The sequence below is a fragment of the Streptomyces tailanensis genome, from assembly GCF_008386495.1.
Lineage (GTDB): Bacteria > Actinomycetota > Actinomycetes > Streptomycetales > Streptomycetaceae > Streptomyces > Streptomyces tailanensis.
This window is the reverse complement of the sequence record NZ_VTHJ01000011.1, coordinates 122,023-136,096: the sequence shown is the minus strand read 5'-3', so window position 1 is coordinate 136,096 and position 14,074 is coordinate 122,023. Positions and strand designations below refer to the sequence as shown.

Here is a 14,074-nt window from a genome sequence, read left to right as displayed (position 1 = left end):
CCCTCCCAAGCGCCGAGAATTGGTAGGTCCGAATGTTCGTTCCCGAACCGTACCGGGAGCCGGACGGCTCGTGGATGACCGAGCTGATCCGCCTCAACCCCTTCGCCCTGCTGGTATCCAACGGCCCCGCCGACGCCGACCCCTACGCCACCCACCTTCCTGTCATCCGTGACCCGGAGTGGACCGGCGAGTGGACCGAGAACCTGGCCGGCGGCCGGCTCATCGGCCATATGAACAGGGAGAACCCGCACTGGACGGCCCTGGAGACCGGCACCCCCGTCCTCATCACCTTCACCGGGCCGCACGCCTATGTGTCGCCCACCGTGTACGACATCACGCCCGCCGCACCCACCTGGGACTTCACCTCCGTCCACGTCCATGGCGTCTTCCAGAAGATCGAGGCCGCCGCCCCCGGCGAGGACTCACTGGAGGTCTGCAAGGACACCGTGAAGGCCTACGAACGGGACTTCGGGGCCGAGAAGGCCTGGGACATGTCCCGCTCCATCGACTACTTCGCGACGATCCTGCCCGCGGTCGGCGCCTTCCGCGTCCGGATCACCGGCGCCGAGGGCATGTTCAAGCTCAGCCAGGAACAGGACCAGGAAATCCGGGACCGGGTCCGCGAGGACTTCGCCCTGCGCGACTCCACGCAGTACCGCGAAACGGCCGGCCTCATGGACCGCATGGAGAAGACGGGCACGATCAAGGGCTGCCCGGTCCACCACTGAACCGCTGTCCAGTTCAACTGTCCAGCCACAGCCGTTCGTTGACGCCTGAAAAAGACGCGACGTACCTTTCCAGCACACCACTCGCGGGAGAATTCATGGAAGCTCACACCGAAGCGTACGAGGTCGTGGGAATTGGCTTCGGCCCGGCCAACCTTTCGCTCGCCATAGCCCTGGAGGAGCAGCGAGGAAAGGGCGAAAACCCCCTCACCGCGGCCTTCTTCGAGAAGCAGCCCTCCCTCGGCTGGCACCGCAACATGCTGCTGCCGGACACCAAGATGCAGATCTCCTTCCTGAAGGACCTGGCGACCTTCCGCAACCCGGCCTCCCAGTGGAGCTTCATCGCCTATCTGCACGCCGTCGGCCGCCTCGCCCAGTTCGTGAACAACCAGGACTTCTTCCCCACCCGGAACGAATTCCACGACTATCTCGAATGGGCCGAGTCCAGTTTCTCGGACCGCGTCACCTACAACTCCGAGGTGAGCGCGGTCCACCTCCCCGACGGTCACCCGGGCGACGGCGCCATCGACACCGTACGCGTCGAGGTGCAGGACAACGCCCCGCGCGGCGGCACCCGCCTCGTCGAGGCGCGCAACCTCGTCATCTCCACGGGCCTCGTCCCCAAGATGCCCACCGGCATCGACCGCGGCGAACGCGTCTGGCACAGCTCCGAGTTCCTCGGCCGCTTCCACACCCTCGACAAGTCCCGGATCCGCCGCTTCGCCGTCGTCGGCGCCGGCCAGAGCGCCGCCGAGATCACCCGGTTCGTCTACGACACCGTCCCGCACGCCGAGGTCTACGCGATCATGCCGTCGTACGGCTACTCGATCGCCGACGACACCCCCTACGCCAACCGCATCTTCGACGCCGACGCCGTAGACGACTACTACGGCGGCACCGACCGCACCCGCGACGCGTTCTGGCGCTACCACCGCAACACCAACTACGGCGTAGCCGACGACGAGGTCATCCGCGACCTCTACCAGCGCGCGTACGACGACGAGGTGGCCCGCATCAAGCGCCTCCACCTGCTGAACCTGTCGAGGGTCCGAACCGTGGCCCCGACCCCCGAAGGCGCCCACCTCACGATGCACTCCGTACGGGACGACTCGGCCTACGCCCTCGACGTCGACGCGATCGTCTTCGCCACCGGCTACGACTCCATGGACCCCACGACCCTGCTGGGCGACCTGGCCCCGTACTGCCTGCGCGACGACGAGGGCCGCCTCCGAGTAGAACGCGACTACCGCCTGGTCACGACCCCCGACCTGAACGTGGGCATCTACCTCCAGGGCGGCACGGAACACACCCACGGCCTGGCCTCCTCCCTCCTCTCCAACATCGCCATCCGCAGCGGCGAGATAGCGGACGCGATAGCGATAGACCTGGCGTCCCGCCAACACGCAAAGGTCTGAGCAACCGCCAAAACTGACCACTCAAAGGAGCTGAACTCACCATGAGCACCAACCCGTTCGACGACCCCAACGGCACGTTCCACGTCCTCGTCAACGACGAGGACCAGCACTCCCTGTGGCCCACCTTCACCCAGGTCCCCGCGGGTTGGCGGGTGGTGTTCGCCGAGGCCGGCCGCCAGGAGTGCCTGGAGTACATAGAGCACCACTGGACCGACCTCCGCCCCAAGACCCTGCGCGAGGCCATGACCGCCGCCTGAGAACTCGGGAGGGGTCCCCGCGCCCCTGAAGACAACGGCCCTGCGGGCCGTTGAAAAAGCCGGGCGCAGCCCGCTTTTTCAGGGGCGCGGGGCTGTGTCGATTTGCGGCTCCGCCGCGTGGGCGCGACCAGCCCAAACCCAGGGCCGCGCGAAGCCAACCGGCATCGCGCGGCCCTCACTCATGCACACCACCCCACCCCACCCCACCCTGAACAGTTGAACGCTCGCCCTACAAAACATACCGCTGTCCCGGTATGTTTCAGCCGTCCAATAGAGATCCTGGCTCGCCACCCTTGGATGGAGACAACATGTCGCAGGAAGTCCTCTCCCTGACCTCGAAGTTCGTCAGCACCCCCGGTGGCTTCACGAGCCTGCGCGACCAGGCCCCCCTGGTCCGCGTAACGCTCCCGGACGTCGACACCCCGGTCTGGCTCATCACCCGCTACGAGGACGCCAAGGCGGCCCTGACAGACCCCCGCTTCGTACGGGACAGCACCAAACTCCCCGGCCAGGACGGCCCAAGCATCGCCGACCAGATGATCGAGGCCTACGGCCTCCCCCCGGAGTACCGCGACTACCTCGGCATCCTCGTCCTGGCCGACGGCGAGGACCACACCCGTATGCGCACCCTCATCACCCGAGCCTTCACGGCTCGCCGTATCAACGCCCTCCGCCCGAAGATCGAGAAGATCACCCACGACCTGTACACGGCGATGGCGGAAAAGGGCGAGGCCGACCTCCTGGAGGACCTCAGCCACCCCCTCGCCGGCTTCGGCGTCTGCGAACTCATCGGCGTGGACGAGGCCGACCAGCCCCAGATCTGCCGCTGGATCCGCGACTACATCTCCGGCGATCCGGAGCGGTTCATCCCGGCCCTCAAGGGCATGGTCGAGCACTGCAAGAAGCTCATCGAGGAGCGCACGGCGGCCCGCTCGGACGACCTGATCTCGGAGCTGATCCGGGTTAGCCAGGAGGAGGGCGACTTCGGAGAGACGGAGATCATCGCGATCTTCCTGCTGCTGATCAACACGGGGATCATGCCGCCCGCCCACTTCATCGCGGACGCGATCCTCGCCCTGCTCGACCACCCCGACCAGCTCGCCCGCCTGCGCGACGAGCCCGAACTGCTGGCGGGCCGCGCGGTCCCGGAGCTGCTCCGCTTCACCACACCGGTCCCGATCGGCGCGCCCCTGTACGCCACCGAGGACCTGGAGTTCGCGGGGATGCCGGTCAAGCAGGGCGAGGCGGTCACGGCGGCGCTGCTGGGCGTCAACCACGACCCGCGCGAGTTCCCGGGCGGCGCCGACAAGCTCGACATCGGCCGCGAACTCGGCCGCGGCGTCGGCCACATGGCCTTCGGCCACGGCACCCACTTCTGCATCGGCGCCGCCCTGGCCCGCCTCCAGGCCGAGGTCGTCCTCGACACCCTCTTGATCCGCAACGACGGCCTCACCCTCGCCGTAGACCGCGACGAACTGGAGTACGTGGCCATGCCGGGCGACGGCATCCACCTGGTGTCACTGCCGGTCCGCATCTGACCCCTGCTTTCTCCTCCTCCCATGAACCGACCCCTATGGACTGCCCCCTATGAACTGACTCCTATGGACTGAACACCCATCCTTGGTCGATCCTTGACGGACAGTCGTGGGGGCCGGGTGCACACATCCCCTGGACACCCCGTATCGCCCGTACACCCCGAACAGCCTGACCAACGGCCCGCCCGCAGCGGGCCGTCGGCCGTGTACGGACTCCTCCACGGGGGCACTCCACGGGACGCACCCGGCTCGTCCACCCAGACCCGAGAGGAGACGAGCCATGGCCGACGCCGTTCTGCCCGACCCGATCCTGATCGTGCTGCTGGGCGCGGCCGGCAGCGGCAAGAGCACGCTCGCCGACGCCTGGCCACCGAGCGCGGTGCTGGAACTGGACGAGTTCCGGGAGCGGATCTGCGACGACCCGATCCGCGCGGACGCCACCGACGAGGCCGTCCATGTGCTGGGCGAGGTGCTGGAGGCCCGGCTGGCCCGCCGGCTGACCACGGTCGTCGACGCGGACAGCCCCGACCGCGCGGTGCGCGCGAAACTGCTCGACATCGCCGGCCGCCATCGCGTCCCGGCGGCCGCACTGATCCTGACGACCCCCCTGGAGACCTGTCTGGAGCGCAACGCCCGGCGCCCACCCGGGCGCCGCGTCCCCGACGACGTCGTACGCCTCCAGTACGCGGAGACGGTCGACGCCACGCCCGACCTCCCGGCGGAGGGGTTCGGGCATGTGGAGGCGGTGTACGGAGGACCGCTGCGACTGGTGAGCTGAACCACGGATCCGAACCACGGATCCGACCCGCAGGAAGAGGGCGCCGGCGAGCACACATGCCGGCGCCCTCTTCCACTCGATCTGATTGTCATGACCACAACAGAACCCCTTGTTGGGCGACTCCGCCCCCGGTTACATCGGCAACCCATGCCAATCCGGGAGGGGTCATGACAGTGCGAGCAGCCATAGCCGGAGCGAGCGGTTATGCGGGAGGTGAGCTTCTCCGCCTGCTACTCGGGCACCCCGAGGTGGAGATCCGCGCCCTGACGGGGAACGCGAACGCCGGGCAGCTGCTCGGCGGACTCCAGCCCCACCTGCCACCCCTGGCCGGCCGGGTACTGGAGCCGACCACGACGGAGGTCCTGGCCGGCCACGACGTCGTCTTCCTCGCCCTGCCGCACGGCCAGTCCGCGGCCGTCGCCAGGGAGCTGGGCCCCGACGTCCTGGTAGTGGACTGCGGCGCCGACTTCCGGCTGCGCGGCTCGGCCGACTGGGAGCGCTTCTACGGCTCCCCGCACGCCGGCACCTGGCCGTACGGCCTGCCCGAACTCCCCGGCGCCCGCCATGAGTTGAGGCGTACGACCCGGATCGCGGTCCCCGGCTGCTACCCGACCGCCGTCTCCCTGGCCCTCTTCCCCGCGTACGCCGCCGGGCTCGCCGAACCCGAGGCGGTGGTCGTCGCCGCGTCGGGCACCTCGGGCGCGGGCAAGGCGGCCAAGCCGCATCTGCTGGGCTCGGAGGTCATGGGCTCGATGTCGCCGTACGGCGTGGGTGGTGAACACCGGCACACCCCTGAAATGATGCAGAACCTCGGCGCCGCGGCGGGGGAGCCGGTCTCCGTCTCCTTCACCCCGACCCTGGCGCCCATGCCCCGCGGCATCCTCGCCACCTGCACCGCGAAGGCCAGGTCCGGGGTCACCGCCGACGACGTACGGGCCGCGTACGAGAAGGCACTGCTCGACGAACCGTTCGTCCATCTGCTGCCCGAGGGGCAGTGGCCCGCCACCGCGTCCGTGTACGGGTCGAACTCCGCCCTGATCCAGGTCGCCCTCGACGCCTCGGCCGGCCGGATCATCGCGATCAGCGCCATCGACAACCTCACCAAGGGCACCGCGGGGGGTGCCGTCCAGAGCATGAACATCGCCCTCGGGCTCCCCGAGGACCTGGGGCTTTCCACGATCGGAGTCGCACCATGAGCGTCACCGCAGCGAAAGGGTTCACGGCGGCGGGCGTCGCCGCCGGAATCAAACAGAACGGCAAGCCGGACCTCGCCCTCGTGGTCAACAACGGTCCGCGGTCGGCCGCGGCGGGCGTCTTCACGTCCAACCGCGTCCAGGCCGCCCCCGTCCAGTGGTCCCGCCAGGCCCTCGCCGACAGCCATATATCGGCGGTGGTCCTCAACTCCGGCGGCGCCAACGCCTGCACGGGCCCCGAGGGCTACCAGGACACCGTTGCCACGGCCGAGAAGGCCGCCACCGTGCTGGGCCGGAGCCCCGACGAGGTGGCCGTGGCCTCGACGGGCCTCATCGGCGTACGACTGCCGATGGACGAGCTGCTGGCGGGAGTGGAGAAGGCCGCCGCGTCCCTGAGCGCACACGCGGGGGAGAAGGCGGCCATCGCCATCAAGACCACCGACACCGTGCACAAGACGGCGGTGTACGAGGGCGACGGCTGGACGGTGGGCGGCATGGCCAAGGGCGCGGGCATGCTCGCCCCCGGCCTGGCCACCATGCTGGCCGTCCTCACCACCGACGCCGACGTCTCAAGTGCCGTACTGGACGAGGCACTTCGCGACGCCACCCGCACCACCTTCGACCGCGTCGACTCCGACGGCTGCATGTCCACCAACGACACGGTCCTCCTCCTCGCCTCCGGAGCCGCCGAAGTCACCCCGAACCACGAGGACTTCGCCGAAGCGGTACGAGCCGTCTGCGCCGACCTCGCCCGACAGCTCATCGGCGACGCCGAGGGCGCGAGCAAGGACATCAGGATCGAGGTCATCAACGCGGCCACCGAGGCCGAAGCCGTCGACGTAGGCCGCACGATCGCCCGCAACAACCTCCTCAAGTGCGCGATCCACGGCGAGGACCCCAACTGGGGCCGCGTCCTGTCCGCCATCGGCACCACGACCGCGGCCTTCGACCCCGACGACCTGAACGTCGCCATCGACGATGTATGGGTCTGCAAGGGCGGCGCGGTGGGCGAGGACCGAGCCCTCGTCGACATGACCGGCCGCGAGGTGCGCATCACCGCCGACCTCGCCGCCGGCACCGAGTCCGCCGTGATCTGGGCCAACGACCTGACCGCCCAGTACGTCCACGAGAACAGCGAGTACTCGTCGTGACCCCACTCACCCGAACCGGCGACGACGCCGACACCGACTCCCACCTCACCCCCACCGGCCAGGCCGCCGACCGCAGACAGAAGGCGCTGCCCAAGGCCCACGCGCTGGTCGAGGCGCTGCCGTGGATGGCCCGCCACCAGGGCAAGACCATCGTCATCAAGTTCGGCGGCAACGCCATGGTCGACCAGGCCCTCAAGGCCGCCTTCGCCCAGGACATCCTCTTCCTGCGCCACGCCGGCCTGAACCCCGTGGTCGTCCACGGCGGCGGCCCCCAGATCAGCGCCCAGCTCGAACGCCTCGGCCTCAAGTCCCACTTCACCGGCGGCCTCCGCGTCACCACCGACGAGACCATGGACGTCGTCCGCATGGTCCTGGCCGGCCAGGTCCAACGCGAACTCGTGGGCCTCCTCAACGAACACGGCCCGCACGCCGTAGGCATGACCGGCGAGGACGCCCGCCTCATGACGGCCGTCAAGTGCTACGCGGACGTCGACGGCAAACCGGTCGACATAGGCCGCGTGGGCGAGGTGGCCACAGTCGACGCCGGCGTCGTCCAGGCCCTCATCGACAACGGCCGCATCCCCGTCATCTCCTCCATAGCCCGCAGCTCCGACGCCAAGGACGCGGCCGAGGGCGGCGTCTTCAACGTCAACGCCGACACGGCGGCAGCAGCCCTGGCGGCAGCCCTGGGCGCCGAGATGCTGCTGATCCTCACCGACGTGGAGGGCCTCTACGCCGACTGGCCGCACAGCGAGGAGGTCATCCCCAAACTCACCGCCACCGAACTACGCGACCTGCTCCCCGGCCTGGCCAGCGGCATGATCCCCAAGATGGAGGGCTGCCTCCACGCCGTGACGAACGGCGTCCGCACGGCCCGAGTGATCGACGGCCGGGTCAAACACTCCATCCTCCTGGAGATCTTCACCGACGAGGGCATCGGCACGATGGTCGTCCCCGACGAAACCCGCGCCCGACTGGAGGCGGTGGCATGACACACAGCACCCTCACCCGCCGCTGGCAGTCGGCCATGATGGACAACTTCGGCACCCCCCGCCTCCCCCTGGTACGAGGCCAGGGCACCCGGGTCTGGGACACGGAGGGCAACGAGTACATAGACCTCCTGGCCGGCATAGCGGTCAACGCCCTGGGCCACGCCCACCCGGCCCTCGTCCGCGCCCTCACCGACCAGGCCACCACCCTCGGCCACATCTCCAACTTCTTCGTGGCCGAGCCGACGGTAACCCTGGCGGAACGCCTCCTGACCCTCTCCGGCCGCCCCGGCCGCGTCTACTTCTCCAACTCCGGCGCCGAGGCCAACGAGGCCGCCTTCAAGATCGCCCGCCTGACCGGCCGCCCCCGCATCGTCTCCACCCAGGGCGCCTTCCACGGCCGCACGATGGGAGCCCTGGCTCTAACCGGCCAACCACCAAAACGGGCCCCCTTCCTCCCCCTCCCCGGCCCGGTGGACTACATCCCCTACGGCGACACAGAAGCCCTACGCAGCGCAGTAACGGACGACACGGCCCTCCTGATCCTGGAACCCATCCAGGGCGAGAACGGAGTAGTAGTCCCCCCACCCGGCTATTTGACGGCAGCCCGAGAGATAACGAAATCCACCGGCACGCTTCTCGCCCTGGACGAGATCCAAACGGGCATAGGCCGCACAGGGCACTGGTTCGCAGCCCAGGCAGAAGGCATAGAGGCAGACGTCGTAACCCTGGCCAAGGGCCTGGGCGGAGGCCTCCCGATAGGCGCCACCCTGGCCTTCGACAAGGCAGCCGACCTCCTTGCCCCCGGCACCCACGGCTCCACGTTCAGCGGCAACCCCATAGTCTGCGCGGCGGCGTTGGCAGTCCTGGACACGATCGAGAACGAGGGCCTGCTGGCCCACGCCAAACGCATGGGGGAACGCCTGCGCACAGGCATAGAGTTCCTGTCCCACCCCTCGATCTCCGAAGTCAGGGGCGCGGGCCTCCTCATGGGCATCGTCCTGACGACACCGTCGGCGCCCCAAATCCAACAAACAGCACAGTGCAAGGGCTTCCTGGTCAACGCGGCCACCCCGAACGTAATCCGCCTGGCACCCCCACTGATCCTCTCGAACGAGGACGCGGACCAGTTCCTGACAAGCCTCCCGTCCATCCTGAACACCCACCACGACGGCCCCCCGCCCACGTGACGGCGGAAGCCGGCACGGCCCCGCCCCCACAACGCACCCCAGCCGGCCAGCGGCGCAGCCGCTGCCCTTAGGGGCGCGGGGCTGTATCGATTTGCGGCTCCGCCGCGTGGGCGCGAACAACCCCCACTCACCCGCACCCGCCCCCCAACCCCATCCACCCGAGCTCGAAGGCGCAGCGGGGTCGAAGGGGCGGCAGCCCCTGGGGATGATGGGGGTCGCCCCGCTCGAGCGAAGCCGAGAGTGGGGGAGGGCAGGGGCGGCGGGGGCGAAAACCTCAGAACCCCCGAGCTCTCACACACAGACGGCGGGACCCCGCGGAAACCAATCCGCAGGGCCCCGCCGTCCTCACGAAAGCTCACCGAACCCCGGCGACCTCAGGCGCAACCTCCTCCCCAACACCCCCCTCAGCCTCGGCGGGAGCCTCACCCTTCCCCGCCCCCTTCATCAGGAACAGCGCCAACACAGCCGCCCCCACAACCCCCACAGCCCCCACCGTGAAGCTGCTGGACACCGCCCCGGTGAACGCATCGTGCACAGCGGCCAGAAGCCCGCCGTCCCCACTCTCCGCAGCCACAGCCAGCCCGTCCCCCACGGACTCCTTCGCAGCCGCAGGCGCGCCCTCCGGCATCTCAGCCGTATACGTGCTGGACAGCACAGCCCCCAACACGGCCACCCCAAACGCGGCCCCAGCCTGCTGAATCGTGTCGTTGAGCGCCGACCCGACCCCGGCATGCTCCTCCGGCACGGCCCCCATGAGCGCGGCGATCGCCGCCGGCATGGCAAGACCGGCCCCCGCCCCCATCAGCACCATCGCCACAGCCAACGTCCCGAACCCGTCCCCCGCCGACAACGTCGACAACGTGGCGAACCCCCCGGCGATGACGAGCAGACCGGAAACGGCGAGCGCCCGATTCCCGATCTTCTTCGCCAACGCGGCGCCCACCCCGTTGAAGACCAACGAGGCCACGGCGGCAGGCATGAACGCGAGCCCGGTCTCGGTGGGGGAGTAGCCCATCACGAACTGGAGGTACTGGGTCAGCACCAGCATCAGCCCACCGTTGGCGAACGTCAGCAGCACCAGCGAGAAGCTCGACCCGGTGAACACCCGGTTCTTGAACAGCGAGATCGGAATCATCGGCGAGTCGATCCGGGTCTCCCAGACCCCGAAGCCGACGAGCGCCACGACGGTAACCACGGCCGCAGCCAGGGTCGTCGGGTGCGTGATCCCGTCCTTCGGCCACTCATTGATCGTCCAGACGAGCGCGGTCATCCCGACCACCGAAAGCACCGTGCCCACGGGATCCGGCTTACGCCAAGGCCCCTTGGACTCCGGCATGAGCACCAACGCCGAAATGATCGCGAGCACAGCGATCGGAATGTTGATGAGGAACACGGCCCCCCACCAGAAGTGGGCGATGAGCACTCCACCGAACACGGGCCCGCCGACGAGCCCGATCATGGCCACCACGCTCCACGCACCGATCGCCTTGGGCCGCTCGTCCTCATCGAAGACGGTGATGAGGATGGACAGCGTGCTGGGCATCAACAGCGCACCACCGATACCCATCAGCACCCGGGCGAGGATCAGCATCTCCGCGCTGCCGGCCCAGGTGGCCAGTACCGAAGCCGCGCCGAAGACCGTCAGACCGATGATCATCACCTTGCGGCGCCCGTAGCGGTCGGACAGGCTTCCCGCGGTCAGCAGAAGACCGGCGAAGACCAGCATGTACGACTCCAGGATCCACTGGATGTCCTGGGCGCTCGCCTTGAGGTCCTCCGCGATCGGCGGCACTGCCACCGTCAGCACCATGTTGTCGATGACCAGCACCAGCGTGCTGAGGCACAACACGATCAGGATCAGCCAGCGGCGTGGATGACGTTCCTTGACGTCGACTTCCATGACGAAACCTTTCAAACAGAGTGTGGGGCTGCTCCGGACTGCTGCCGCTCCGGGACTCAATAAAACCAGCAACGCGGTTTGTTATCTACCCTGTTTCTGGCCGCACCCCGCTCGCACCCCGCTCGCACCTCGCTCGCGCAGCGCTCGGCCTCGCCGAACACCGTACGATGTGCGTACACTGTTCGCAACCCCGCACGTCGTCCACATGCGCCGCTACCCTGAACCCGAAGAAGAACGAGGAGGCCGCATGCCCGAGAACCCGGTGAGCCAGTCCGTGAACCCGGTGATCCAGTCCGTCTGGACCCGCCCGCGCCGCCCGAAGCGTGAGCAGCCCACGCTGAGCCGGGACGTCATCGTGGCCGAGGCGGTCAAGCTGCTCGACGAGGAGGGCGCCGCCGCGCTGAGCATGCGCCGCCTCGGCACCCGCCTGAACGCGGGCGCGACCTCGATGTACTCGCACGTGGCGAGCAAGGACGAGCTGATCGAGCTGGTCGTGGACCACATCTACGGCGAGATGGAGGTGCCGGGACCGGATGCCGCGCGGGACTGGCGTACGGCCGCCGCCCGCTGTGCGAACGGCATTCGTTCGACAATCTTGCGCCACCCCTGGATCGCCCCGATGCTGGGCGAGGTGGGCGTCTCCCTCGGCCCGAACTCGATGCGGCTGACGGAGGGCATGCTCGCCATGCTGGAGGAGGCGGGCTTCGACCTGGAGCAGGCCGACCACGTCGTGCGGATCCTCTTCGCGTACGTGATGGGCATGACCACCAGTGAGGCCGCCTGGCTGACGATGCTCGCCCGCAGCGGGCAGAGTCAGGAGGACTGGACGCGCAAGGTGTGGCCGGCGGTCGAACAGGCCACCCGCGACTATCCGCACCTCCGCCGGCGCTACACCGCACAGGAGGGCGGCCGCTCGAACGAGGTCCTCGTGGACAACTTCGGCTACGGCCTCGACTGGGTCCTGGACGGCCTCCAGGCCCGCCTGGACCGGGGCTGAAGCTGCCCCGACCTGTGCATGAGAAAACCGTCCACGGCGTTGAGACCCTCGTGGACGGTTTTTCATTGGCCGACAATGAACGCCGTACGGCCTTGCGAACAGTGTTCGCACTCCGTACGGTGTTCATCGAAGCCACCGCCCGAACCCACCCCCAAAGGACAAGCCATGTCGAAGAAGACGCAGAAGACGCAGAACACGAAGTGGAACGACCTCCGCACGTGGATCGCGACCGGCAGCTGGGAAGCGAGCGACAGCTGGGGTCTGACCGGCACATGGCAGATGGAAGGCGCCTCAGGCACCTGGGACGCCACGAGGGACACGTTCGGCAGGCCGAACCCGGCCCCGACGCCGCAGCCGACGACGACGGCCACACAGGAGCCGGCCCCCACCACCCCCGTCTCGAACGTCATCGAACTGGCCACCGGCCGCCGTGTGGACCTCGGCCACTGGCAGCACCGCCTCGACGAACTCCGCGAGGAGCACGACGTACCCGGCGCGACGCTCGCCTTCGTGGTGGACGACGAGGTCCAGGAGCTGGCCAGCGGTGTCCTGAACCGCCAGACGGGCGTGGAGGCGACCACCGACTCGGTCTTCCAGCTCGGCTCGATCGCGAAGGTCTACACGGCGGCCCTGATCATGCAGTTGGCGGAGTCCGGCGACCTGGACCTGGACGCCCCGGTGGTATCGGTCCTGCCGGAGTTCGCGACGATCGACCCGGAGGCCACGAAGGTCATCACGACCCGCATGCTGCTCTCCCACACCAGCGGCCTGACCTGCGACTTCCACCTGGACACCGGGCGCGGCGACGACAGCCTGGCGAAGTACGTCGAGGCCGCGAAGGGCGTGGCGATGGACTGCCCGCCGGGTACGGCGGTGTCGTACAGCGGTATCGGGTACGTGGTGCTCGGCCGCATCGTCGAGGTGCTGACCGGCACGACCTGGGACCAGGCCCTCAAGGACCGGCTGCTGACCCCGCTCGGCCTGACGCACACCATGACGCTCCCCGAGGAGGTCCTGCCGTTCCGAGCGGCGATGGGGCATCTCGCCGGGCCGGAGGGGGAACAGATGCTCGCTCCGGCCTGGGACCTGATGCCGCGCGCCGCGGGCCCGGCCGCGCGGGTCTGCGCCACCGCCGGTGACCTGGTGCGCCTGGCCAAGCTCCACGTGGACGGCGGCAAGGCACCTGACGGCACGCGGCTCCTCGGCGCCGACTCGGTCGCCGCGATGCAGCACCGCGAGACGGACGTGCCCGACAAGTGGACGGTGAGCGCGGACGGTTGGGGCCTCGGCTGGACCCTCTACGACTGGGACGGCGTCCCCGGCTTCGGCCACGACGGCGCCTCCATCGGCCAGTACGCCTACCTCCGCGTGGTGCCCGGCGCCCGTGTCGCGGTCGCACTCCTCACCAACGGCGGCGGCTCCCGTCTCCTCTACGCCGACCTCATGCGCGAACTCCTCGCCGACCTGGCCGACGTCACGATGCCGACCCCGTTCGCCCCCGCCGAGAACCCGCCCACGGTCGACATCACCCCCTGGACGGGCACGTACAAGCGCGAAGGCGTCCTGATCACCGTCACGGAGAAGGCCGGCACCCCCCACCTGACCTACGCCTTCGTAGACGGCATGTCCGGCTACTCCCCGGACCTGGAAATGGACTTGGTCCCCCTCACCGACACAGTCTTCGCCGGCGCAGGCGGCGGCGCCTCCTTCACCGAAGACTGGATGCCGGTCGTCTTCACCACCCTGCCCGACGGCACGAAGTGCGCGTACATCGGCATGAGGGCAGCCCCGAAGACGGCGTAACGCCCCCTGGGAGACAAGGGGGGCTGCGGTGAGTTGGTCCGTGCGGGTGGGTGGAGGTTGTTCGCGCAGTTCCCCGCGCCCCTAAAAGACACGGCCCCGCGGGCCGATGAAAAGCACGGGGGCGCAGCCTCGTGCTTTTCA

At 68.9% G+C, this 14,074-nt stretch carries 12 protein-coding genes; 11 read left to right on the top strand and 1 reads right to left on the bottom strand.

Translation table 11 applies throughout. From position 1 onward, the window contains the following. The first annotated feature begins 32 nt into the window (after positions 1 to 32). From F3T56_RS11930 to F3T56_RS11890, 9 genes are all read left to right on the top strand, one after another. Complete coding sequence (locus tag F3T56_RS11930; protein ID WP_149824882.1) at positions 33 to 728, top strand: FMN-binding negative transcriptional regulator; 696 nt, start codon at positions 33 to 35, stop codon at positions 726 to 728. Between the two features lie 95 nt (positions 729 to 823). Continuing rightward, entirely contained in the window at positions 824 to 2,140 is a 1,317-nt protein-coding gene (locus F3T56_RS11925) for a lysine N(6)-hydroxylase/L-ornithine N(5)-oxygenase family protein (protein ID WP_149824881.1), read from the top strand. Between the two features lie 41 nt (positions 2,141 to 2,181). After that, positions 2,182 to 2,397 carry an MbtH family protein gene (locus F3T56_RS11920; RefSeq protein WP_149824880.1) on the top strand — a complete coding sequence of 72 codons (216 nt, stop codon included), beginning with the start codon at positions 2,182 to 2,184 and terminating at the stop codon, positions 2,395 to 2,397. A 308-nt stretch (positions 2,398 to 2,705) separates the two neighbouring features. Beyond that, on the top strand, positions 2,706 to 3,935 hold the full coding sequence (locus F3T56_RS11915; protein ID WP_172638904.1) for a cytochrome P450 family protein: 1,230 nt from the start codon (positions 2,706 to 2,708) through the stop codon (positions 3,933 to 3,935). Between the two features lie 277 nt (positions 3,936 to 4,212). Further along, positions 4,213 to 4,710, top strand: coding sequence for an ATP-binding protein (locus tag F3T56_RS11910; protein WP_149824877.1), 498 nt, complete (start codon positions 4,213 to 4,215; stop codon positions 4,708 to 4,710). 167 nt (positions 4,711 to 4,877) lie between these two features. Beyond that, positions 4,878 to 5,906 carry an N-acetyl-gamma-glutamyl-phosphate reductase gene (gene argC / locus F3T56_RS11905; protein WP_149824876.1) on the top strand — a complete coding sequence of 343 codons (1,029 nt, stop codon included), beginning with the start codon at positions 4,878 to 4,880 and terminating at the stop codon, positions 5,904 to 5,906. Beyond that, positions 5,903 to 7,054, top strand: coding sequence for a bifunctional glutamate N-acetyltransferase/amino-acid acetyltransferase ArgJ (gene argJ, locus F3T56_RS11900; RefSeq protein WP_149824874.1), 1,152 nt, complete (start codon positions 5,903 to 5,905; stop codon positions 7,052 to 7,054). Before argC ends, argJ begins: the two co-directional genes overlap by 4 nt. A gap of 86 nt (positions 7,055 to 7,140) precedes the next feature. After that, positions 7,141 to 8,046 carry an acetylglutamate kinase gene (gene argB / locus F3T56_RS11895; protein WP_246203577.1) on the top strand — a complete coding sequence of 302 codons (906 nt, stop codon included), beginning with the start codon at positions 7,141 to 7,143 and terminating at the stop codon, positions 8,044 to 8,046. Then, positions 8,043 to 9,233 carry an acetylornithine transaminase gene (locus F3T56_RS11890; RefSeq protein WP_149824873.1) on the top strand — a complete coding sequence of 397 codons (1,191 nt, stop codon included), beginning with the start codon at positions 8,043 to 8,045 and terminating at the stop codon, positions 9,231 to 9,233. The genes argB and F3T56_RS11890 overlap by 4 nt, the downstream gene beginning before the upstream one ends. 355 nt (positions 9,234 to 9,588) lie before the next feature. Here F3T56_RS11890 and F3T56_RS11885 read toward each other — a convergent pair whose 3' ends face one another. Continuing rightward, positions 9,589 to 11,133: an MFS transporter gene (locus F3T56_RS11885; RefSeq protein ID WP_149824872.1), complete on the bottom strand. Its 1,545-nt coding sequence runs from the start codon at positions 11,131 to 11,133 to the stop codon at positions 9,589 to 9,591. A gap of 247 nt (positions 11,134 to 11,380) precedes the next feature. Here F3T56_RS11885 and F3T56_RS11880 point away from each other — a divergent pair, with 247 nt between their 5' ends. Together F3T56_RS11880 and F3T56_RS11875 are read left to right on the top strand one after the other, a co-directional pair. Next, positions 11,381 to 12,130: a TetR/AcrR family transcriptional regulator gene (locus tag F3T56_RS11880; RefSeq protein WP_149824871.1), complete on the top strand. Its 750-nt coding sequence runs from the start codon at positions 11,381 to 11,383 to the stop codon at positions 12,128 to 12,130. A 165-nt stretch (positions 12,131 to 12,295) separates the two neighbouring features. Next, entirely contained in the window at positions 12,296 to 13,933 is a 1,638-nt protein-coding gene (locus tag F3T56_RS11875) for a serine hydrolase domain-containing protein (RefSeq protein ID WP_246203572.1), read from the top strand. Positions 13,934 to 14,074 lie beyond the last annotated feature (141 nt).

Coding starts and splice junctions, on each gene's coding strand:
- F3T56_RS11880 (WP_149824871.1), top strand. CDS start 11,381: ATGCCCGAGAACCCGGTGAGCCAGTCCGTGAACCCGGTGATCCAGTCC.
- F3T56_RS11930 (WP_149824882.1), top strand. CDS start 33: ATGTTCGTTCCCGAACCGTACCGGGAGCCGGACGGCTCGTGGATGACC.
- argJ (WP_149824874.1), top strand. CDS start 5,903: ATGAGCGTCACCGCAGCGAAAGGGTTCACGGCGGCGGGCGTCGCCGCC.
- argC (WP_149824876.1), top strand. CDS start 4,878: ATGACAGTGCGAGCAGCCATAGCCGGAGCGAGCGGTTATGCGGGAGGT.
- F3T56_RS11920 (WP_149824880.1), top strand. CDS start 2,182: ATGAGCACCAACCCGTTCGACGACCCCAACGGCACGTTCCACGTCCTC.
- F3T56_RS11875 (WP_246203572.1), top strand. CDS start 12,296: ATGTCGAAGAAGACGCAGAAGACGCAGAACACGAAGTGGAACGACCTC.
- F3T56_RS11885 (WP_149824872.1), bottom strand. CDS start 11,133: ATGGAAGTCGACGTCAAGGAACGTCATCCACGCCGCTGGCTGATCCTG.
- F3T56_RS11910 (WP_149824877.1), top strand. CDS start 4,213: ATGGCCGACGCCGTTCTGCCCGACCCGATCCTGATCGTGCTGCTGGGC.
- F3T56_RS11925 (WP_149824881.1), top strand. CDS start 824: ATGGAAGCTCACACCGAAGCGTACGAGGTCGTGGGAATTGGCTTCGGC.
- F3T56_RS11915 (WP_172638904.1), top strand. CDS start 2,706: ATGTCGCAGGAAGTCCTCTCCCTGACCTCGAAGTTCGTCAGCACCCCC.
- F3T56_RS11890 (WP_149824873.1), top strand. CDS start 8,043: ATGACACACAGCACCCTCACCCGCCGCTGGCAGTCGGCCATGATGGAC.